This is a genomic window from Collinsella sp. An271, from assembly GCF_002159695.1.
GTDB lineage: Bacteria > Actinomycetota > Coriobacteriia > Coriobacteriales > Coriobacteriaceae > Collinsella > Collinsella ihumii.
This window is the reverse complement of sequence record NZ_NFJE01000007.1, coordinates 61,975-82,436: the sequence shown is the minus strand read 5'-3', so window position 1 is coordinate 82,436 and position 20,462 is coordinate 61,975. Positions and strand designations below refer to the sequence as shown.

18 protein-coding genes are annotated in these 20,462 nt (G+C 62.6%); 16 read left to right on the top strand and 2 right to left on the bottom strand.

Annotation, left to right across the window (positions count from 1 at the left end; translation table 11 throughout):
• Positions 1-20: 20 nt before the first annotated feature.
• Together B5F74_RS07595 and B5F74_RS07590 are read left to right on the top strand one after the other, a co-directional pair.
• Positions 21-473: a GNAT family N-acetyltransferase gene (locus tag B5F74_RS07595; protein WP_158095724.1), complete on the top strand. Its 453-nt coding sequence runs from the start codon at positions 21-23 to the stop codon at positions 471-473.
• 4 nt (positions 474-477) lie between these two features.
• Positions 478-1,437: a PHP domain-containing protein gene (locus B5F74_RS07590; RefSeq protein WP_087201356.1), complete on the top strand. Its 960-nt coding sequence runs from the start codon at positions 478-480 to the stop codon at positions 1,435-1,437.
• Positions 1,438-2,166: 729 nt separating this feature from the next.
• On the opposite strand, the gene B5F74_RS07585 is transcribed toward B5F74_RS07590, so the two are convergent.
• On the bottom strand, positions 2,167-3,534 hold the full coding sequence (locus B5F74_RS07585) for a serine hydrolase (protein ID WP_087201354.1): 1,368 nt from the start codon (positions 3,532-3,534) through the stop codon (positions 2,167-2,169).
• Between the two features lie 246 nt (positions 3,535-3,780).
• On the opposite strand from B5F74_RS07585, the gene B5F74_RS07580 reads away from it, so the two are divergent.
• From B5F74_RS07580 to htpG, 10 genes are all read left to right on the top strand, one after another.
• Positions 3,781-4,479 carry a response regulator transcription factor gene (locus B5F74_RS07580; RefSeq protein ID WP_087201352.1) on the top strand — a complete coding sequence of 233 codons (699 nt, stop codon included), beginning with the start codon at positions 3,781-3,783 and terminating at the stop codon, positions 4,477-4,479.
• A 698-nt stretch (positions 4,480-5,177) separates the two neighbouring features.
• On the top strand, positions 5,178-5,444 hold the full coding sequence (locus B5F74_RS12225) for a hypothetical protein (RefSeq protein ID WP_143753827.1): 267 nt from the start codon (positions 5,178-5,180) through the stop codon (positions 5,442-5,444).
• A 235-nt stretch (positions 5,445-5,679) separates the two neighbouring features.
• Positions 5,680-7,008 (top strand): ATP-binding protein, encoded by a 1,329-nt coding sequence (locus tag B5F74_RS07575; protein WP_239283415.1) that lies wholly within the window; start codon positions 5,680-5,682, stop codon positions 7,006-7,008.
• Between the two features lie 206 nt (positions 7,009-7,214).
• Positions 7,215-7,994 (top strand): phosphate ABC transporter ATP-binding protein PstB, encoded by a 780-nt coding sequence (pstB, locus tag B5F74_RS07570; protein WP_066830347.1) that lies wholly within the window; start codon positions 7,215-7,217, stop codon positions 7,992-7,994.
• A gap of 86 nt (positions 7,995-8,080) precedes the next feature.
• Positions 8,081-8,761 carry a response regulator transcription factor gene (locus tag B5F74_RS07565; RefSeq protein ID WP_066830068.1) on the top strand — a complete coding sequence of 227 codons (681 nt, stop codon included), beginning with the start codon at positions 8,081-8,083 and terminating at the stop codon, positions 8,759-8,761.
• A 27-nt stretch (positions 8,762-8,788) separates the two neighbouring features.
• The gene (locus B5F74_RS07560) at positions 8,789-10,219 is read left to right on the top strand and encodes an ATP-binding protein (RefSeq protein WP_087201350.1); all 1,431 of its coding nucleotides are present in this window, start codon (positions 8,789-8,791) and stop codon (positions 10,217-10,219) included.
• A 215-nt stretch (positions 10,220-10,434) separates the two neighbouring features.
• Positions 10,435-11,097, top strand: a complete 663-nt coding sequence (locus tag B5F74_RS07555) for a Wzz/FepE/Etk N-terminal domain-containing protein (protein WP_066830063.1) — start codon at positions 10,435-10,437, stop codon at positions 11,095-11,097.
• A 1-nt stretch (position 11,098) separates the two neighbouring features.
• Positions 11,099-11,902 carry a CpsD/CapB family tyrosine-protein kinase gene (locus tag B5F74_RS07550; RefSeq protein WP_087201347.1) on the top strand — a complete coding sequence of 268 codons (804 nt, stop codon included), beginning with the start codon at positions 11,099-11,101 and terminating at the stop codon, positions 11,900-11,902.
• 17 nt (positions 11,903-11,919) lie between these two features.
• Positions 11,920-12,570 (top strand): CpsB/CapC family capsule biosynthesis tyrosine phosphatase, encoded by a 651-nt coding sequence (locus tag B5F74_RS07545; protein ID WP_087201345.1) that lies wholly within the window; start codon positions 11,920-11,922, stop codon positions 12,568-12,570.
• 175 nt (positions 12,571-12,745) lie between these two features.
• Entirely contained in the window at positions 12,746-14,779 is a 2,034-nt protein-coding gene (htpG, locus tag B5F74_RS07540; RefSeq protein WP_087201343.1) for a molecular chaperone HtpG, read from the top strand.
• A gap of 760 nt (positions 14,780-15,539) precedes the next feature.
• Here the strand turns inward: htpG and vsr are convergent.
• A complete protein-coding gene (vsr, locus tag B5F74_RS07530; protein WP_087201339.1) occupies positions 15,540-16,535 on the bottom strand; it encodes a DNA mismatch endonuclease Vsr in 996 nt (331 codons plus the stop codon).
• Between the two features lie 360 nt (positions 16,536-16,895).
• Here vsr and B5F74_RS12400 point away from each other — a divergent pair, with 360 nt between their 5' ends.
• The 4 genes from B5F74_RS12400 to B5F74_RS12715 all read left to right on the top strand — a co-directional run bounded on the left by B5F74_RS12400 (position 16,896) and on the right by B5F74_RS12715 (position 20,343).
• Positions 16,896-17,057 carry a hypothetical protein gene (locus B5F74_RS12400; protein WP_154018718.1) on the top strand — a complete coding sequence of 54 codons (162 nt, stop codon included), beginning with the start codon at positions 16,896-16,898 and terminating at the stop codon, positions 17,055-17,057.
• A gap of 68 nt (positions 17,058-17,125) precedes the next feature.
• On the top strand, positions 17,126-18,016 hold the full coding sequence (locus B5F74_RS07525) for an ABC transporter ATP-binding protein (protein ID WP_239283414.1): 891 nt from the start codon (positions 17,126-17,128) through the stop codon (positions 18,014-18,016).
• Complete coding sequence (locus B5F74_RS07520) at positions 18,006-20,204, top strand: ABC transporter permease (RefSeq protein WP_087201337.1); 2,199 nt, start codon at positions 18,006-18,008, stop codon at positions 20,202-20,204. The genes B5F74_RS07525 and B5F74_RS07520 overlap by 11 nt, the downstream gene beginning before the upstream one ends.
• Before the next feature lie 13 nt (positions 20,205-20,217).
• The gene (locus tag B5F74_RS12715; RefSeq protein WP_255375109.1) at positions 20,218-20,343 is read left to right on the top strand and encodes a hypothetical protein; all 126 of its coding nucleotides are present in this window, start codon (positions 20,218-20,220) and stop codon (positions 20,341-20,343) included.
• Positions 20,344-20,462 lie beyond the last annotated feature (119 nt).

Below are 20,462 nucleotides of genomic sequence, written 5' to 3'. Positions count from 1 at the left end.
TGCATACAGGGGAGGTGCGCATGGGCGAGGCCTGGGATATCCGCATGGCGCGCGAGGACGACGCGCCGTCGATTTATCGGTTGGTATGCGAGCTTGAAGGCCAGCAGTTCGCCTACGACGCGTTCTTTCGGTCCTTTGCGTCGCAGCTTTCCGATACCGCCGTGCACTGCCTGGTGCTCGAGGTGGACGGGCGCGTGGCCGGGTATCTCAACCTGCGCATCGATCACCATATACATCATGCGCATCCGACGGCGGAGATCCTCGAGCTCATCGTCGCTGCGGGCGAGCGTGGGGCCGGGCTGGGCGCTCGCCTTGTCGAGCGCGCCCGCCTGCTCGCGATATCCGAAGGGTGCGAGCTCATGGAGGTCGCTTCCAAATTCGAGCGGACGGATGCGCACCGGTTTTACGAGCGTTGCGGTATGGTGAAGACGCACTATCGTCTGACCATGCCGTTGCCGACGGAAGGGGAGTGACCATATGGAGCAGCCGATCAGCGTGCATGATGGGGTGTCGGTCGAAGGGGCCTTCGACCTGCATTCCCATTCGGTGTACTCGGATGGCTCGCATACGGTTGAAGAGCTGATCGCCCAGGCGCGCGCTGCTGGCCTTGCGGGTATCGCCGTGACCGACCACGACAGCCTGAGCCAGCTTGCCGCGGTTCGCGCCTGCGCGCGTGCGGAGGGGTTCCCGGTGCTCGCGGGCCTCGAGATATCGGCGGCGTGCGCGGCGACCGGCCGCAAGGTCCACATCCTCGGCTTTGGGCTGAGCGCCACGGCCGATGGGTCCGGCCCTGTCGAGCGGCTGGTCCGCAAGACGCTGCAGGCGCGGAGCGCGAACACCTTGTGGCAGGCATGGACGATACTCAAGGTCATGGCGTCGGCCCCGCAGCCCGTCGAGGCGCTCGAGCGGGCGGGCGCGGCTTGCGCCGACGCGATCGACGGCGCATTTTCGCTCGATGCCGTGTGGGGGGTGTGCCATGCCAGCACCGGTGTGTACAAGCAGCACATCATGGAGGCGCTTGTGCATCGCCCGTATCTCGATGAGATCTATCAGAAGGTCTACCGCAGCCTGTTCAAAGGTTCGGGCGTGTGCGCAAGCGACATCTCGTACCCCGAGGCGACCGATGCGGTGCGCACGATTCGCGAGCAGGGCGGCGTGCCGGTGCTTGCCCATCCCGGACAGATGGACTCCTGGTCGATCATCCCGGATCTGGTTGAAGCCGGGCTGATGGGCATCGAGGTCTACCACCCCGACCATGATGCCGGAGATGAGCAGCGGGCGCGTGAGGCCGCGGCGCATCACGGCCTGATGATGACGGGCGGCAGCGATTACCATGGACGCTACGGCGGGCCCGCGGGCATGGGCGCCTGCTTTATCGAGCCCGACGAGGCAGGGCGGGCCGTCGCCGACCTCTTCGCCCGTGAAGCCGGGCTCTAGGGAGTGCTGATTCAATGGCCTTCAAGCCCCGTAGAGCGGGGCGCCGTGCATGGCGAAGCGAGGTCCCGCGGCAAGGCTCAACCATTGCATCTACCAGGCCACCCTCTAACAGGGCCCCGTAACTGTACCCCGAACTGCGGGAGAGGGCCCCTCGAGGGGCCCTCTCCCGCAGTTCGGGGTACAGTTACGGGGCCCTGTTAGAGGGTAATCCCGCGGTTTTGCCGATGGTCCGGAGCGCATCGGGACATACATCAGCGTTTCTGGGGAGCGCTCGGTGCAGGCGATTCGTCGGTGCGGCCTGCAGATTCCGGGGCCCCGTATGCGCACGGTGGGGAAACCGCACCGCAAAACCCCAGAAAAGAGGGGGTCATTATATATTGAAAATGAATTTGGTATCAAATCGGGAAGTATAGATGTGAAACGGTCATATCTGACAAGCCTGTGACCTGCGGTTTCTCTGTTCGGTCGGTTCCAGAGGGCCCGGGAGGCGCCTCCGATCCGCCCGCAAGCGGCCCTTCTTGCCCACGAGTTGATACCAAATTCAAAACGAGGCACCCGCCCGCCTTGGTAAAACCTTTTACCAAGGTGCGGTTTCACACACGGGCGGATGCGGCTGCCTCCGCCAGGCCGACGGGGCTCCCCGCCCCATGCTATTTCATGAAAAACCTCCGCCAGACCGCCGTGGATACGGCTACCTGGCGGAGGTTTTTCATGAAATAGCAGGCGGTCCTAGGCGGCATCGAGTTCGGTTGCGGGCAGCGCCTGCGTGTAGATGTCCGCCTCGACGCTGGCGGGCTCTCCCGTCACGAGTCGAACGAGGCGGTCGAGCTGCACGAGGATCCAGCTGAGGGGATCGGGGGCGTCGACCGACTCGGCGGTCACGAGCTCGCACGATGCGATCTCGGTGCCATCTTGCGAGAGCGTGAGCGTGCCCGCGCTCTGTCCGTCCTCAACGTCGCCGCTGAGCGTATCGAACTCAAAGTCCTGTTCGATATCGCCGGCAAGGCTGAACACCGTGACCGTTTGGCCGGGGTCGGCGACCGTGATGTCCACGGTCTTGTCGGTCCAGTCGGCATGCGGAACGGCGGCGACGAGCGGCGTGCCGTCCGACGCCGTCTCATCGGTCGTGATGAGCGGGTATGCGACCGTGTGGTTGTAATACCAGTTGGCGAGCGCCAACGACTCCTGCAGGCGCACGTCGACGCCCTCGCAGCCGAGCACGACGGTGTACAGCTCGCCGCCCAGGTCGCGCGACCAGGCGCCTGCGAAGCAGTCGAGCGCCTCGTAGGTGCTGCCTGTCTTGCCGCCGATATTGCCCTCGGTGCCCAGCAGCGTGTTGTAGCGCGTCATGGTGATGGAGCGCTCGGTACCGTCGGCGCCGTTGACCGTGATGACGTTGTTGTCGCTGCCGTCGACCTGCCGAAACGTTTCGTTTTGCATGGCATAGGCGAGCATGGTCGCCACGTCGCGCGCGGTGGAGTACATGTCGCCCTCCCAGCCGTCGAAATCCAGGCCGTGAGGGTTGGTGAACTTGGTGTTCGTCATGCCCAACTCGGCGGCCTTGTCGTTCATGGCCTGAACGAAGGTTCCGACGAAATCGGTGCTCGCCGGGTCGAGTTTGGCGCCCACCGTGGCGGCGATGGCCATGGCCGCGTCGTTGCCCGAGGGGATGAGCAGCGCGCGCAGGGCCTCCTCCATGGTCAGGACATCGCCCTCCCGCAGGTTGGCGGACGACTGGCCGACGGTCGCTGCCGCGTGGTCGACCGTGACGGTGTCCTCGAGCGACGAGTTCTCGATCGCGACGATGGCCGTCATGATCTTGGTGATCGAGGCGATCTTGACACGGTCGTCCGCTGCGCGCTCGAAGTAGACGGTGCCGTCCTGACCCACGACGATGGCGTTACGCGCGCTGATGTCGGGGCGATCGTTGGCGGGGTCCTGGCGTTCGGATTCCGGCGTGCCGAGCACGATATCGGTGTCGAGCTGGGTCGCGCATGCGGGAGCGGGGGTCCAAATGACGGAGAGCGCCAGGGCCGCGCCCACAACGGCGCTGACGGCCCGTGCGGCAAAGGTTCGGAGATGATTTGAGGTATGCATGACGTTCGCTTTCTATGCTGAGTAGCAGAAGTATACATGGCTGGTACTTTTTTGGACGGGGCCGTTTTCGCCCATGCCGATGCAAGCGCGCCGGCATGGGCGAAAACGGCCCCGTCCAAAAAAGTACCAGCCTCGAGGTGCCGGCCGTGTGTCCGTGCGCTTAAAAGGTGCTTAAGCCCTCGTGCGCATGTCGTGGACGGGTCGCAGGCGGGCGATAATGAGTATGTGTCGGAAGGAGAACATGCGATGGATACCCATATCCTCATTGTCGATGACGAGAAGGCGATTACCGATCTCGTGGGCATTTACCTGCGCAACGAGGGCTATCAGGTGACCCTTGCGTATACCGGCGCCGAGGCTGCTAAGGCCATCTTGGAGCAGGATTTCGACCTCGCCGTGCTCGATATCATGCTGCCCGATATCGACGGGTTCGAGCTTCTGCGTACCATCCGTGCCGACCATACCTATCCCGTGATCATGCTCACGGCTCGCGGGTCGCAAAACGATAAGATCGAGGGCCTCTCACTGGGAGCCGACGACTACGTCGTCAAGCCGTTCAGGCCTCTTGAGCTCGTCGCGCGCTGCAAGGCACAGCTGCGTCGATATACCAGCTACGGCAGCCGAGCGCAGGAGGAGGGCTCAGCCGAGCTCACGGTCGACGGCCTGGTGATCAACCGTGACGCGCGCACCGTGATGGTCGACGAGCGTCCCGTGCGCTGCACGCCGCTCGAATACTCGATTCTGCTCTACCTGGTGGAAAACCGCGGCCGCGTCGTCTCGGTCGAGGAGCTGTTCCGCGCCGTATGGGGCGAAGAGTACATGTCGAGCTCGTCGAATACCGTGATGGTGCACATCCGCCACCTGCGCGAGAAGATCGGCGACGACGCCGCCAACCCGAGGTTCATCAAGAATATCTGGGGCGTTGGGTACACCATCGAGGGATAGCGTTTACGCAGGTAAATGCATGGTTTCTTAATGAATGGGATAGATGTTGCACCGAAATTGCACCGAACTGAGCCGTTGAATGCAACTCATGCTGATAGTTACAAGCCAAACTCGGTATGTCCCTTTAGCCTTTCTATTCGGGGTCATTCAATCCCTGAAAACGGGCTTGACCCGAACGGACCGTATCGAGCCATTTGAAAGTACTACGTTCCCCGAGGAGTCGAAAAGACCTAAAAAAGCTGTCTATTCCCCCAAGTGAGATAACCGGCCTTTTCTGCTGAAAAGTCGGGGTATAAGACCAGTTGCTAGAGACATTTGCCGCGGGTACAAAAACGGTTGATCAGCGTCTTCGCCCACTGCGTTTCTCATGACCGTGCCGTTTCTTACACGGATTCAATGCGAGCGGGGTAAAATCGGGGAACGTGGACGGAAAGGAAGGCCCCTATGTCTCCACAGCAGGTTGCCGAGTCGACCAAATTTGATTTGTGCAATGCATGCATACAAAGCTGCGCGAGCTCCCTTTGCGGTGAGCATCGACGGGCAAGAAGATGACTTCATTGTCATGCGGGCCTCAGACCTTGAAGGTGAGTTTCCTCTGACTGATGCGGAAAAATTGAACCTCCTTGCAGGGTACGATGATGTTGTGAGCGGACATGTGGTTGACGCCCGAGACATGATTGCGCGTATGCGGTGCACGTATGGCCTATAGGGTTGTAGTCGCTGAGACGGCGCAGCGTAATTTCGACAGTGCCATGGCATATATTTCCGGAGTGCTCGGAATGTCAAACGCGGCCATACGGCTGCTCGATGCATTTGAGGTGGCGGTCGATTCCCTTGAAGGTCATCCGTCCTTTTATCCCGTCCATCGCGAAGCTTCCGAGCTGATTGGTCGAGAGGTTCACTGGCGTAGCGCCGATCGATTCAATCAGCGCTATCTTCTTCAATGCGAAGCCCGATTGAATTAAGCAAGTCTTTCGTTTTCGTGTGCCATTCCGCTTTTTATACTTGAGCCATGCCGATACTTTTCATGTTTCTCAGTAATCTGGAAAGCGGGGTGCGCGATTGAAGCGTGAGGGACGTCAGCCGAGGTCATCCGAGCATGCACCGGTCAACCCGGTGACCGGCATGCCAAACACGCAGGGGAGCGAGGCGTGGAGCCCCGCCCCGCGCGCGTCCGAGCCGCAAGGAGCCGGTTCTCCGGTGAGTTCGGCGAGCGCCACGACGGTATCGACGGAGGCGAAGCCGCCCTCCTCGTTCACCTATGCGACGGGGACCCGTCCAACCGATTCGTCCGCCTCCGACGCCTCCCAGAACCAGGGCAACGCGCAGTCCGCGCGCGTGTTCGACCGCTTCCTGTCCATCGTCGAGCATCGCGTGCTCGCTATCGTCGTGCTCGTGCTGCTGGACTTCGCGGTCGTCGGGCTGAGCAACTTCATCCTGTTCTTCGCGCTGCTCTTTGTCGGGTACATCCTGATCGACCGCTTCGTCAACGCGCGCCGCATCGTGACGCTGGGCGGCATTCCGTGGCTGCTCATCTTGATGTGCGGGGCTATCGTGGCGAACAACATCGGCCCCGTCGCGTTCACCGTCGACTACCTCTTCATGTTCTGCGGCTTTTTGGCCGCCATCTCCGTGTGCGGCATCTTCTTCGTCGGCCGTGCGTTCTACGACTACGGCTACGAACGCGGTGAGACCGATGCCGACCGCATCGTTTCGCGACATATGCTCGATCGCCTTATCGACCATCCGGATGATTGGGGCACGGTTGACGGCGACTTCGTCGAGGTCGAGGGCGCGCTGAACCGCGTGCGCGACCGTCAGCGCGCCGCCGAGCAGGCGCTGCGCGATGAGTCGAGCCGCAAGGACGATCTGGTGACCTATCTGGCCCACGACCTCAAAACGCCGCTCGCGAGCGTCGTGGGATACCTGTCGCTGCTGCACGAGGCGCCCGATCTGCCCGAGGAGCAGCGCGTCCGCTTCACCGGCGTCGCGCTCGACAAGGCCCATCGGCTCGACGCGCTGATCGAGGAGTTTTTCGATATCACGCGCTTCGATTTCCACGACATCGTGCTCACGCGCGGCTACGTGGATCTGAACCTCATGCTCGCGCAGGTCGTCGACGAGTTCTATCCCACGCTGACCGAGCAGGACAAGCATGCGCGGATCGAGGTGCCCACAGGGCTCACGGTGCTCGTGGATGGCGACAAGATGGCGCGCGTGTTCAACAACGTCATGAAGAACGCGATCGCGTACAGCTACGAGGGCTCGACGATACTCATCTTTGCCGAGCGCGTGGATGCCGAGGTACATATCCGGTTCGAGAACCAGGGCGACCCCATCCCGGCGCCGAAGCTCAAGGTCATTTTCGAGAAGTTCTACCGCCTGGACGCGGCGCGCGCGACGAATCGCGGCGGCGCGGGTCTGGGCCTGGCGATCGCCAAGGAGATCGTCGTGGCGCATGGCGGAAACATCGCCTGCGAGTCCACGCCGGAGCACACCGTGTTCACCATCACCCTACCCGACGCGTGAGGGACGCCGGGCGGATCCCGTCGGCAGCTTACAGTTCCCTGACAATTCGCTTTCAGCTGCATGAAACGCGGCTCGTATCCTAGAGCGAGCTATGACAGCTTGCTTGAGGAGGTAGCGGGTTGAACGAAATGGATCAGGAGCGCTCCGCGACGGCCGACGTGATGGCGCAGGCCCTCGAAGAGGCACACAAGCGTGAAATGGGCACGATGCCCTCGCAGGCACCCAAACCCGAGAACCCGATTCGCATGTCGGTCGAGCATCTCGACCTGTACTACGGCGACCATCAGGCGCTGAAGGATGTTTCCATCGACATCCGCGACCGCGAGATCACCTCGTTCATCGGTCCGTCCGGCTGCGGCAAGTCTACGCTGCTGCGCTGCCTGAACCGCATGAACGACATGGTCAAGGATTGCCGCATCGAGGGCAAGATCACCCTCGACGGCGACGATATCTACCAGGATTACAACGTCACCCGTCTGCGTCAGCAGGTGGGCATGGTGTTCCAGCGCCCCAACCCGTTCCCGATGAGCATTTTCGACAACGTCGCGTACGGTCCGCGTGGCCTCGGCATCAAGAACCACGCCGAGCTCGAGGAGATCGTCGAGGAGTCCCTGACCGGCGCCGGCCTGTGGGACGAGGTCAAAGACAAGCTCAAGCAGTCCGGTCTGGGCCTTTCCGGCGGCCAGCAGCAGCGCCTGTGCATCGCGCGCGCCATCGCCGTCAAGCCCCAGGTCCTGCTGATGGACGAGCCCACCTCGGCACTCGACCCCATCTCGACCGTCATGGTCGAGCAGCTCGCCATGGAGCTCAAGAAGGACTACACGCTCGTGGTCGTGACGCACAACATGCAGCAGGCGTCGCGCATCTCCGACTCGGTGGCGTTCTTCCTCCTCGGCGAGCTCGTGGAGCACGCGCCCACCGAGGAGCTGTTCAGCGCGCCCAAGGATAGCCGTACGTCCGACTACCTGACTGGTCGTTTTGGCTGATTGTCTGCCGCCGCGGTGCGGCGACCCGTGTTCTTCCCGCGGCGGTGTATGATACTCGTAAATGCAGCGGAAATCGGAGACGCGCGATGATCTATTACGTTGAGGACGACGACAACATCAGGGGGCTGACGCTGTATGCCCTGCGTCAGCAGGGTATCGAGGCGGAAGGCTTTTCGTGCGACAGCGAGTTCAAAGCCGCCGTGGCCCGTCGTGTTCCCGATGCCGTCCTTCTCGATATCATGCTTCCCGATACCGACGGTCTTGAGATCATGCGCCGCCTGCGCGCCATGCCCGAGACGGCGACCGTGCCCATCATGATGCTGACGGCCAAAGACACCGAGCTCGATAAGGTCGTGGCGCTCGATGGCGGTGCGGATGATTACCTCACCAAGCCGTTCTCGCTCATGGAGCTCACCAGCCGTTGCCGCGCCCTGCTGCGCCGCGGCGGCATGTCCAAGCAGGTGAGCGACGTGCTGTCCGCCGGCGGCATCGTTTTGTCGCCCAGCCATCGTCGCGTGACGGTCGATGGCGAAGAGGTCAAGCTCACGCTTCGCGAGTTCGACCTGCTCGAGTATCTCATGCGCAAGCCCGGCATCGTGTTCTCGCGCGAGGCCCTGCTGCAAAGCGTGTGGGGATGGGACTTCGACGGCGGCTCGCGTACCGTCGACGTGCACGTCCAGACGCTGCGCCAGAAGCTTGGCGACCGCGCCACCTGCATCGAGACCGTGCGCGGCGTGGGCTATCGCTTCGCCGGCCAAGAGGCCTGATGACTCGCGAGCCGGGCGCGTGATTCCATGACGCCTAAAAACAGCACGCATCATTCCCTGTCCCGCCGTGTGTTCGCCACCGTGTTCGCGGTGGCCATGCTCGTCGTGGTCGTGTTCTCGCTCGCCGGCACCGCCTACGTGCAGGGCAGGTTGGTGACCTTGGCGCACGAGGAGCTCGACAACCAGTCCGGCGTCGTGGCGGCGGCGCTCAACAGCATGCCCGACGACAAGTTTCTGCTGAACCACCTCGACTTGAGCAATACGCGCATCACGCTGATCGACACCGACGGCACCGTGCTGTTCGATAGCGAGGCGGACGTGGAGGACATGCCCAACCATGCCAGTCGGCCCGAGGTCGTCGAGGCGTTCGAGACCGGACGCGGCGATTCGGAGCGCTCGAGCTCCACGCTCGGCGAGATCATGCTCTACGAGGCGGTCCGCCTGGATAACGGCACGGTTTTGCGCTTGGCGCAGGAGCAGGACGGATACCTGTCTATTCTGGTCGGCATGATGCCGCCTTTGCTCGGCCTCGTGGCGCTCGGCGTGATCGTGTCCGTCATGGCCGCGCGCCTGGAGTCGCGTGCCATCATCGCGCCGCTGCTCGAAGTCGATCTCGACCACCCCGTCCGCAACATCCAGGATGCCTACAGCGAGATGATCCCGATGCTCGACCGGATCGAGACGCAGCGCCAGGAGCTCAAGCGCCAGATGCGCGTCTTGGCGGACAACGACCGGATGCGCCGCGAGTTCACGGCCAACATCACGCATGAGCTGAAGACGCCGTTGACGGCGATTTCGGGATACGCCGAGCTGATCGCGAGCGGTATGGTTGCCGATGAGGAGGATCAGCGCGATTTCGCCCGCCGCATCCACAAGGAGGCCGGTCGCCTGACGGCGCTCGTCAACGATATCCTGACCTTGTCGAGCCTCGACGAGGCGGAGCGCGGCGACGCCGAGGTGTCCAACAGCGTGCTGGGTTCGCGCGAGCCGGTCGACCTGCCGCGCACGATCGACACGGTGTACCACCGTCTCGATACTGTCGCGGATGTCAACGGCATAACGCTGCAGCTGCGCGTCGAGCCGGCCATCGTGTTCGGCGTGCCGCGTCTGCTCGACGAGCTGGTGTACAACCTGGCGAGCAACGCCATCCGCTATAACAAACCCCACGGCTCGGTCACGCTGCGCTGCGGCATGGAGAGCGGCGCCCCCTATGTCAGCGTGGAGGACACCGGCATCGGTATCGCTCCGGAGGAGCAGGACAAGATCTTCGAGCGCTTCTACCGGGTGGACAAGAGCCGCTCCAAGGCGCGCGGCGGCACCGGGCTGGGGCTCGCCATCGTCAAGCATGCCGCCATGTTCCACGATGCAACGATCTCGGTCGACAGCACGCTGGGGGAGGGAACAACCATCACGGTGCGCTTTCCCAAGGAGGCCATGCAGATCGAGGACCTGATGTAGCGACCGCTCCGCACGTTGCATTTGATAATCTCTGCATTTTTAACGAGAACGTCGTCCGTAATGTATAAACCCATCGTTTATGCGGTTGTTTACGATACCATGTTGAAGGTTTACAAGATGGCAGCTGTTCTCGCGGGCCGTACGGTCTGCGCGGGCGAGCTGTCGTGTGCGCCGAGGACTCCCGGCGAGCAAGGGAATAGTGAAAGGTTCGTTCGATGACACTGCTCGAACTGTTCCAGCTGCTCAAGAAGCATATGCAGCTGGTGATTGTGCTTCCAGTTGCCTGTGCGTTGGTCATGGCCGTTGCCAGCTTCGCGGTCATGCGCAACACCTACACGGCCCAGACGAGCATGTACATCTTGGCGAGCTCGAGTGCGGCCCAGGGGCAGACGACCAACTACAACGAGCTCACGGCGAGCCAGCTTCTGGCCAACGACGTCGCCGCGCTGCTTGAGAGCGATCGAGTCAGGCAGGATGCCGCCGAGGCGCTCGGCCTCGAGGATCTCGATGACTTCGACATCAGCGTTGCGAGCGAGACGACGACCCGCGTCATCACCCTGTCGGTTGACGGTCCGGATGCCGAGAGCGCTGCCAGCGTCGCCAACGAGATGGCCCAGCAGGTTTCCGTCGTCGCCCAGGACGTCCAGGTCGCCGACAGCATCAACGTGATCGACGAGGCCGTCGCCCCCGATGCGCCGAGCGGCCCCAACCGCCTGCTCTACATCGCCGTCGCCTTCATGGCCGGTCTGTTTTTGGCTGTCGCCATTGTCGTCCTCATGGACATGCTCAACACGCGCGTCCGCAGCGCCGAGGACGCCGAGGAGCTGCTCGGTATCCCCGTGGTCGGTCGCATTCCTGCAATGAAGGGTGGTAAGTAACATGCCTAGGAGTAAAGCCACTGCCGATCGCCTCGTTGTTCAGAACGCGGCGAAGACCCTTCTTGCCAATATCCGCTTCGCAAGCCTTGACGACCCGATTCGCGTCATCACGGTCACCTCGACGGCGCCCAACGAGGGCAAGTCGACGGTTGCGCTCAACCTGGCGCAGGCCATCGCGACGAGCGGCAAGCGCGTCGTGCTGGTCGAGTGCGACATGCGCCGCCGCAGCATGGCCGACATGATCGGCGTCCATTCGCGCGGCGGTCTGTACGCCGTGCTCTCCGAGCAGATGCGTCTTGAGGATGCCGTCGTCGAGACCAGCCAGAAGAACCTGTTCTTCCTGGACTCCGAGCCGCATATCCCCAATCCCGCCGATATCATTGCTTCCCGTCGCTTCGCGAACCTGGTGAAGGCGCTGAAGTCCACGTTCCAGTACGTGATCTTCGATACGCCTCCCGTGGGCACGTTCATCGATGCCGCCGAGGTGGGTCATCTGTCCGACGGCCTCCTGTTCGTCATCCGCGAGAACTTCACCAAGCGCGCTGAGATCGTGGCGGCCGTCGACCAGCTCAAGAAGGCCGAGGTCAACATCATCGGCACGGTCATGAACTACTGCGAGACCGAGGTCAGCGACTACTACTACTCGTATTACACCAAGGACGGCAAGAAGGTTCGCACCTCCGACACCTCCGACGCAGCTGCGGCCGCTCCGGCGCGGGCTGCCGCCGACACGCGCGGTGCCGCTCAGGGCGTCGTTCCGTCGACCGGGCTTACCTCTAAGAGCCGCACGTCTCGCCGTTCGTAAGCGAGCCTGTCCTGACCATGCGCGATATCCACAGCCATATCCTTCCGGGAGTTGATGACGGGGCCGCGGACCTCGACGAGAGCCTTGCCATGCTCGAGGCCGCGAAGACCGCGGGCGTGACCAGCATCGTGTGCACGCCGCACTGCCGCGACCCCTACTTCGACTACGACGCCATGTGGGATGCCTATGAGCTGCTCGTCGCGCATGCGGACGGATTCCCCTTGCAGATGGGGTTCGAGGTCAACCATGCCAAGCTCATGGACCTTGGCATGGATTGGGTCGACTATCTGCACTTCGATGGAACGAACGAGTTCCTGCTCGAGCTGTCGACGCATGCGGGCAAGCTCGAGTTCCAGGAGTACGAGCGCACGATCTACGAGCTTCAGGGTCGAGGCTACGAGGTCATCATCGCACATCCCGAGCGGTATCGGGCCATCCAGGACGACCTCAACGTCGCCGTCCGCCTGATGCGCATGGGGTGCAAGCTGCAGGCGTCCGCGGACTTTATCGCAGGCGGTCGCCTGGGTCGCGAGAAGCGCCCCGCCAAGCTCATGTTCGACGAGTTCATGTACTCCTACATCGCGAGCGATGCCCATATCCCCGAGCATTACCGCTATCTCGCCGAAGCGCGTGCCAAGTTCCCCATCCGCGGTCGCCATATGCGCTAATTGGCCGGTTTGTCCGGTTGCTATCCTGGCATAGAAAAATACCTGAAATCAGTTGGATTGTTGCGTCCTGTTGCGCTCAATTGCGCCTTTTCTGCTCGATCTGAATACTTGCGCGCCCTATGGTTATAAAATCTAAGTCTGAATACATCAGGTTTGGGAACCGGAAAGGATGCATATGCGCGAGTTCAAGACAGAGAGCAAAAAGCTGCTCGACCTTATGATCAACTCCATCTACACCAACAAGGAGATCTTCCTGCGCGAGCTCATCTCCAACGCATCGGACGCTGTCGACAAGCTGAATTTCAAGAGCCTCTCCGACGAAAGCGTCAAGCTGGATGACGAGGACCTGGCAATCCGCGTGTCGTTTGACAAGGATGCGCGCACGCTCACCATCTCGGATAACGGCATCGGTATGACGGGCGAGGAGCTTGAGAAGAACCTCGGCACCATCGCGCATTCCGGAAGTCAGGAGTTCAAGGCGGAGAACGCCGAGAGCCAGGGCGACGCGGTGGATATCATCGGCCAGTTCGGCGTGGGCTTCTACTCTGCGTTCATGGTCGCCAAGCACGTGCGCGTCGTGAGCCGCGCATTCGGTTCCAACGAGGCTAACGTCTGGGAGAGCGACGGTCTCGAGGGCTATACCATCGAGCCGGGCGAGCGCGACGGCCACGGCACCGACATCATCCTGACGCTGCGCGACAACGAGCAGGGCGCCAACGGCGAGCCGGGCGAGGACTACGATCGCTACCTGTCCGAGTGGGGGCTGAAGGATCTTATCAAGCGCTACAGCAACTACGTTCGCTACCCCATTCAGATGATGGTCACCAAGAGCCGTCAGAAGCCCAAGCCTGAGGACGCGGGCGACGATTACAAGCCGGAGTACGAGGACTACCAGGAGCTCGAGACCATCAATTCCATGACGCCGATCTGGAAGAAGCATTCCTCCGATGTCGAGCAGTCCGACTACAACGAGTTCTACAAGTCCACGTTCCACGACTTTGAGGATCCGGCGCGCACTGTCAGCTTCCATGCCGAGGGCACGCTCGAGTACGACGCGCTTCTGTTCATCCCCGGCCGCGCGCCGTTCGACCTGTACAGCAGGGATTACGAAAAGGGCCTGGCGCTGTACAGCTCCAACGTCCTCATCATGGAGAAGTGCGCCGACCTGCTGCCGGATTACTACAACTTCGTCCGCGGCGTGATCGATTCGGCCGATGTGTCGCTCAACATCTCGCGCGAGACGCTCCAGCACGATCGTCAGCTGCGCGCCATCGCCCGCCGTGTCGAGAAGAAGATCACGAGCGAGCTCGAGAGCATGCGCGATGACGACCGCGACGCCTACGAGACGTTCTTCGAGAACTTCGGCCGCGGCCTCAAGTACGGCATCTATTCGAGCTACGGCATGAAGGCCGACGAGCTTGCTGACCTGCTGCTGTTCTACAGCGCGCGCGAGAAGAAGATGGTGACGCTGTCCGAGTACGCGCACGCCATGCCCGAGGGACAGAAGGCCATCTACTACGCTGCCGGCGATTCGCGCGAGCGTCTGGAGAAGATGCCGGTCGTGACCGGTGTGCTGGCGCGCGGCTACGACGTCTTGCTGCTTACGCAGGATGTGGACGAGTTCACCTTCCAGGCCATGCGCGAGTACGTGGCGAAGGACATGCCGAAGGTCTACGAGGACGACGCCGCCAAGGAGGCTGCCGCCAAGGCTGTGGCCGACGGTGCCGAGCCTGAGCTCGAGGATCGTCATCTGGAGCTCAAGAACGTCGCGACGGGCGACCTCGACCTGGCGACGGAGGACGAGAAGAAGGATGCCGAGGAGGCGACCAAGGAGAACGGCGACCTGTTCGAGGCCATGAAGGACGCCTTGGGCGACAAGGTCGAGAAGGTTGCGGTGTCCGCGCGCTTGGTGGGCGAGAGCGAGTCTCCGGCGTGCATCACCACGGAAGGCCCGCTGTCGCTCGAGATGGAGAAGGTGCTCCAGCGCGGTCCGGAGGGCGACCTCGACGGTCTGCCCAAGACTCAGCGCGTGCTCGAGCTGAACGCCAAGCATCCGGTGTTCGCCAAGCTCGTCGCCGCCCAGAAGGATGGCGACGCCGAGAAGGTCAAGCTGTACGCCGGCCTGCTGTACGACCAGGCCCTGCTGGTCGAAGGCATTCTGCCCGAGGATCCCGTGGCGTTTGCCGCGAGCGTCTGTGAGCTGATGTAGTCGGAGGCTCACGGATCGATCGCGCTCGCGGGTTGGTGAGGGGTTGGTGGGGGACGGGTTCGTTCCAACCCATGCCTGACGTCGCAACGGCTGGGCGCCCGTGCAAATCGGGGACGTACCTTCCGCATGCACGTTTGCACGCCGGGGACACCCCTTCGGCGCGCGAGCACGAGCTCTCCGTATCCACGGTGGCTTAACGGAGGCTCATACAATAAGGACCCCGAAGGTATTTCACCCTTCGGGGTCCTTTTCGTGTAGGGGCAAGGTTCAGGCTTTACGCCACGATGCACTGCTGCAGGTTCGCCTCGTCCAGGGCGTCCAAGAGGCGATGGAAGGAATCCTGCAGGTTGACGCCTTGATCCTGAGAGCGATGATGCTTCTGATCGGAAACGGTGGAGCCGAGGAGGCCCGTTCTCTGTGTCGGGGGGAAGGAGAAACCGTCTGCATGTTGGGATGGTTGCAATGGTAACCATGCTTTTGCTGCTCTTTGGGAAGGATGCATGCTCGGCCTCCTCGCTCATCCACCAAATGGCACATCCGGTGTTGCTGCTGGTTCGGATGTGTTGTCCTCATTATGACCAGCTGGCCTCGACACCATGGCTTAAGAGGTCCTTACGACTGTTTGTCCGTTCTGTGACAAGGTATCTGACCTGCGAAAACGGGCGGAATCATCGCCGCTTGCCTCATGCGAACCTCAAGAAAATGTGTACGCCCTGTGGGTGCGGGCGCTTCGTGCGGAGCCGCCTGCGTGCACAGGCGATCAATCGGCGTTTCCCCGGCTTGCGGAGTTGATCTGATCGATAACGCGCGCCATCGTCTCGTCGATGCGGTCGCGCTTGAGCTCGCATTCCCAGATGGTGATGGCGAGCCACCCCATCTGCTCGAGTTCGGCGACGGCTCGTGCGTCGCGCTCGACGTTACGGCGAAACTTGGCCTTCCAGAACTCCGTGTTTCGCTTCGGCGTGCTGGGATGGCAGTGCGGGCACCGGTGCCAGAAGCAGCCGTTGACGAAGATGGCGATCTTCCTGCCGGGGAAGGCGATGTCGGGACGGCCGGGCGCCTTCTTCCACTGTAGGCGGTACCCGGTGAGGCCGGCGGCGCGCAGGCGCTGGCGAACGAGCATCTCGGGTTTGGTGTCGGCCCGCTTGTTGCCCTTCATCGATTTCTTGATGGCGGCGCGCCTGCGGACCAACTCGGTCTCCGCAGCGCTCAGGTCCGAGGTGTCGATGCCGTCAAGCAGGTCTTTCTTGCGCTTCTTGCCCGGTTTGCGACCGGAGGCGCCCCGCCGCGGCGTGCGCCCCGCAGCTTCAGTCTCTTGCGCTGAGCGCCGCTGAGGTGCCTCGGCGGCATCGTCCAACTCGACCAGGGCCTGTACCAGCCCTTGGTCGGCGGGCATCCATTCGAGCGTTGCGAGCGAGCACCGGCTTACCCAGCGAAGGTCCATCTGGCGGTCGTTGCGCTGCGGTTCGGTGTTGTCGCCCGTCTCGTCGATGCGGCAGAAGAAGCACTCCATCGACAGGTGGAAGTCGTCGTAATCGTACTCGACGGTATAGAAGTTGCGCAGGCTGACGATGCGCACCTGCAGCTCTTCGGCCAGCTCGCGCACGCATGCCTGCTCGGGCGTCTCGCCGCGCTCGACTTTGCCGCCCGGAAACTCCCAGAGGCCCTGCATGGAACCGTATCCCCGCTGCACGGCGAGTACCTCGTCGCCCTTGTCGCGCCGAATGATTCCTGCTGCTACATGAACTGTTTTCACCGTATGCGATCCTATCCGAACAATCGATCGAAGGCCATTGTACACGACGCGGCATCTCGCATCTGCCTGAGGGAAACGCTGATCAATCCATTCCGCACCGGTCGGCTCCGTGCCGGGCGCCTGCGGGCTCAGGCTGCGTCGGCGCAGCACCACTGCGCCTTCCTCGCCTTCGCGCGCATCCGCCTCGCCACGGAACCGACCGCCGCGAAAGCAATTGACCAGCGTTTCCTTGGAAATGCCGATTCCGCTGCCTCCTTAAGCCTCCCTTAACCAACCTTACAAAACCGCAATCAAGGTGTAAGCCAAATCGATGGCTCCCGTTCGGCCGTGCTGCGACTATAGGGTCAGGAGGTGGTTGTCATGGAGGCAACGAACATGAACCCGTATCAGCGCAACCCGTATGATGTGAAGCAGAAAAAGCAGGGTGTCGGGATGAGTGCGCTCGAGATGGTCTTGTGGCTGCTGGTTATGGCAGCGCTCTCGATCGTCATGATCTGGCTGCTCTGGACCAATTCCAGGTAGCCGTGCGTCTTCTCGGGCGAGCCGGTCTGTTGCCGGCTCGCCCGCAATGAGTGAAAGGAGCGTTTGCCATGAGAAAGCAGACCGTGCAGGCCGATCACATCGATGCGACCGCGCCGCGCGTCCACATGACCCTGCCCATCACGCCGCGCGGGGGCGCCGAGGCGCCCCGCCACGCCGCACCGGCCGCGACGGCGCAGCCGGTGCTCGACGTGCGCCACGTCGAGAAGGTCTACGGCGCGCGCAACAACGTGACGCGCGCGCTCGCGGACGTCTCGTTTACCGTCGCGCGCGGCGAGTTCGTCGGCATTATGGGCGCGTCGGGATCGGGAAAGTCGACGCTGCTCAACTGCATCTCCACCATCGATGCCGTGACCAGCGGCAACGTGCTGGTCGGCGGCGTGGACGTCACGGGCATGAAGTCGTCCAAGCTGACGAAATTCCGTCGCGAGCAGCTCGGCTTCATCTTCCAGGACTCCAACCTGCTCGACACGCTGACCGCACGCGAGAACATCGCGCTGCCGCTTACCATCAGCCGTGTGCCGGCCGCCGAGGTGCTTCGCCGCGTGGAGGCCACCGCGCAGCGCCTCTCCATCGCCGAGGTGCTCGACAAGTATCCCTACCAGATGTCGGGCGGCCAGCAGCAGCGCGTCGCCGCCGCTCGCGCGCTCGTGACCGATCCGGCCATCATCATGGCGGACGAGCCCACCGGCGCGCTCGATTCCAAAAACGCGCGCCTGCTGCTCGAGTGCTTCGAGACCATGAATCACGACTACCAGGCGACGGTGCTCATGGTCACGCACGACAGCTTCGCGGCGAGCTACACGCATCGCGTGCTGTTCATCCGCGATGGCCGCATCTTCACCGAGCTGCGCCGCGGTTCGTCGACCCGTCAGGAGTTCTTCGAGCGGATCATGGAGGTCGTTGCCATGATGGGCGGTGAGGGTTCCGATGCTTTGTAAGCTCGCGCTGGGCAACGTGCGCCGGGCGGGAAGAGACTACCTGGTCTACCTGCTGACGCTCACGCTTGCCGTCACGGTGTTCTACGCGTTCAACACCATTTCCATCCAGGTCGACCTGGCCGATATCGCCAGCGAGGGCCTGGCGACCTCGCTCGGCGGCATCATCAGCGGCCTGACGGTGTTTCTGGCCATAGTCATGGGCTTTCTCATGGTCTATGCCAACAACTTCATCATGAAGCGACGCAAGAAGGAGTTCGGCCTCTATCAGATCTTGGGCATGAGCCGCGGCCAGGTGGCGCGCGTGATGGCGCTCGAAACCTTTATCGTGTCGGCGGCGGCGCTCGTGCTCGGCATCGTGCTGGGGCTTGCGCTCTCATGGCTCATGACCTTCTTCACGGCCTCGCTCTTCAAAACCCAGATCGCCGACTTCCATTTCTTCTTCTCGATCAGCGCCCTGTTCATCACGGTGGTCTGCCTGCTGGCGATTTTTGCGGTCACGCTCGTGTTCAACCTGCGCGTGGTGGCGCGCGCCCGCGTCATCGACCTGATGAGCGCCGGGCGGCAAAACGAGGCCATCCGGACGCGCAACCCCTGGGTCGCCGCGGCGGTCTTCCTTGTCGGCCTAGCGGCGATCGTGGTGGCCTACGTGCGCCTGCTGAACGATGGCCTGCCCTACGACGGATCGCCCGAGGGGATGCAGAAGTTCCTGATCACCACCGTGACCGTCGTGATCGGCACCATCCTGTTCTTCTTCGGGCTCTCGGGCTTTTTGCTCAAGGCGCTGCAGGCGGCACGCGGTCTGTACTGGCGCGGCCTGAACATGGTGACCATGCGCCAGCTCGCCGCCAAGGTGAACACGGTGAGCTTCTCGATGGCCATGATCGCGATGCTGCTGTTCTTGGCCATCACCTCGGTGACCGCGGGCATGTCGCTCGCCGACGTGATGAACACCTCGGTGGAGCGGGGCACGCCGGTCGACTACACGACGGTAGTCGTCTACTACAGCGGCTCTACCGTGGACGAGCTGAACGCCGATCCCACGGTGACGGGCGGCGAGGGCGGCGTGGTGTTCGCCGAGGCCGAAGAGCCCGTGGACGTCATGGAGATGAGCCGCCGGCAGACCGTCAACGCGGGGACAGACGATGCGAAGCCCTTCGACCTGGCCTCGATTGCCGGAAGCTCCATCCAGGTGGACCTCTTCGAATCCACGCCGCGCGGCGCCGACATGCCCGTCGTGAACCTGTTGGACCTCTGCGAGGAGGTGGACGAGGAGCTTCCCCAGGGCATCGACGAGACCGGGGTGTCCGGACTCGGCCTGACGGTGATGCGTGAGAGCAACTATAACGAATACCTGAGGTTCCGCGGGATGGACCCCATCGTCTTGGGCGAGGACGGCTATACGATCCTGTCCGATATGGGCGAGAGCGTGAACCGTATCTACGACAAGGTGCTGGGCGAAGGCGTTGAGCTGACCATCGGCGGGCGCGTGCTGTACCCGGTGCAGGACCGCGTGAACGAGGACGCGAGCACGTTCGTCAACGCGATGTTCGGCATGAACTCCGGCACGATCGTGCTGCCCGACAGCCTGGTGGATCAGCTGGACCTGCCGCCGTACCAGAGCTATCTCATGCTCAACTACGCCGACGGGGTGAACCCCGACGACGCCGACGCCTACATCGGCGAGTACCGTGAGTACGGCGACATCACCGATACCGCGGGCAACCTCGTCGGCGCGTGGGGCGTCGAGGCGACGCGCACCTCGACCTACGAGAGCGTGGACTCCATGAACGGTTTGATTTCGTATCTGGCGATCTACATCGGCTTCGTGCTGGTGGTGGCGTGCGCGGCGATTCTCACCATCCAGCAGCTCTCGGGCGTGTCGGACGCCAGCAAGAACTACCGGATCCTGGCGGAGCTCGGCACCTCGGACCGCGAGATCTCGCATTCGGTGCTGGTGCAGCAGACGATCTTCTTCGTCTTCCCTGTGGTGGTGGGCGTCGCCCACTCGATCGTGGCGCTGTCGATCATCATCGATCTGGTCGAGGTGTTCGGCGGCCTGACGATCGGAGGCACCGTCGGTTTCACCACGTTGATCTTCCTGATCGCCTATGGCGGCTACTTCTGCGTGACCTACCTCATGAGCAAGGGCATCGTGCGCGACGCGATCCGCACGCGCCACGCGCAGTAGGGGGCTTAAGCGTATGTTCGACCATGTCACATGGGCGGCAGTCATTTGGAGCATCACCGACACGTGGCTGCCGCTCATGGGCTGGGCCGCCGCCGGCGCCGTCATCTGGCTCATCGTCCGCCTGTGGCGCCGCTCGTAGCCCCGCCCCTCCCTGCGAGTGCAAATGTGGGGACGTACCTTCCGCGTGCACTTTTGCACGCTGGGGACACCCCTTCGGCGCGCGCTCTTGCATGAGCCCCTGGCAGGTCTCCGTATCCA

What these genes read in the sequence shown, in the direction of transcription:
- B5F74_RS07555 (WP_066830063.1), top strand. Translation starts at nt 10,435, where the DNA reads ATGACACTGCTCGAACTGTTCCAGCTGCTCAAGAAGCATATGCAGCTG.
- B5F74_RS12715 (WP_255375109.1), top strand. Translation starts at nt 20,218, where the DNA reads ATGTTCGACCATGTCACATGGGCGGCAGTCATTTGGAGCATCACCGAC.
- B5F74_RS07565 (WP_066830068.1), top strand. Translation starts at nt 8,081, where the DNA reads ATGATCTATTACGTTGAGGACGACGACAACATCAGGGGGCTGACGCTG.
- B5F74_RS07585 (WP_087201354.1), bottom strand. Translation starts at nt 3,534, where the DNA reads ATGCATACCTCAAATCATCTCCGAACCTTTGCCGCACGGGCCGTCAGC.
- B5F74_RS12225 (WP_143753827.1), top strand. Translation starts at nt 5,178, where the DNA reads ATGGCCTATAGGGTTGTAGTCGCTGAGACGGCGCAGCGTAATTTCGAC.
- B5F74_RS07595 (WP_158095724.1), top strand. Translation starts at nt 21, where the DNA reads ATGGGCGAGGCCTGGGATATCCGCATGGCGCGCGAGGACGACGCGCCG.
- pstB (WP_066830347.1), top strand. Translation starts at nt 7,215, where the DNA reads ATGCCCTCGCAGGCACCCAAACCCGAGAACCCGATTCGCATGTCGGTC.
- B5F74_RS12400 (WP_154018718.1), top strand. Translation starts at nt 16,896, where the DNA reads ATGGAGGCAACGAACATGAACCCGTATCAGCGCAACCCGTATGATGTG.
- B5F74_RS07545 (WP_087201345.1), top strand. Translation starts at nt 11,920, where the DNA reads ATGCGCGATATCCACAGCCATATCCTTCCGGGAGTTGATGACGGGGCC.
- B5F74_RS07525 (WP_239283414.1), top strand. Translation starts at nt 17,126, where the DNA reads ATGAGAAAGCAGACCGTGCAGGCCGATCACATCGATGCGACCGCGCCG.
- B5F74_RS07520 (WP_087201337.1), top strand. Translation starts at nt 18,006, where the DNA reads ATGCTTTGTAAGCTCGCGCTGGGCAACGTGCGCCGGGCGGGAAGAGAC.
- B5F74_RS07590 (WP_087201356.1), top strand. Translation starts at nt 478, where the DNA reads ATGGAGCAGCCGATCAGCGTGCATGATGGGGTGTCGGTCGAAGGGGCC.
- htpG (WP_087201343.1), top strand. Translation starts at nt 12,746, where the DNA reads ATGCGCGAGTTCAAGACAGAGAGCAAAAAGCTGCTCGACCTTATGATC.
- B5F74_RS07550 (WP_087201347.1), top strand. Translation starts at nt 11,099, where the DNA reads ATGCCTAGGAGTAAAGCCACTGCCGATCGCCTCGTTGTTCAGAACGCG.
- B5F74_RS07560 (WP_087201350.1), top strand. Translation starts at nt 8,789, where the DNA reads ATGACGCCTAAAAACAGCACGCATCATTCCCTGTCCCGCCGTGTGTTC.
- B5F74_RS07580 (WP_087201352.1), top strand. Translation starts at nt 3,781, where the DNA reads ATGGATACCCATATCCTCATTGTCGATGACGAGAAGGCGATTACCGAT.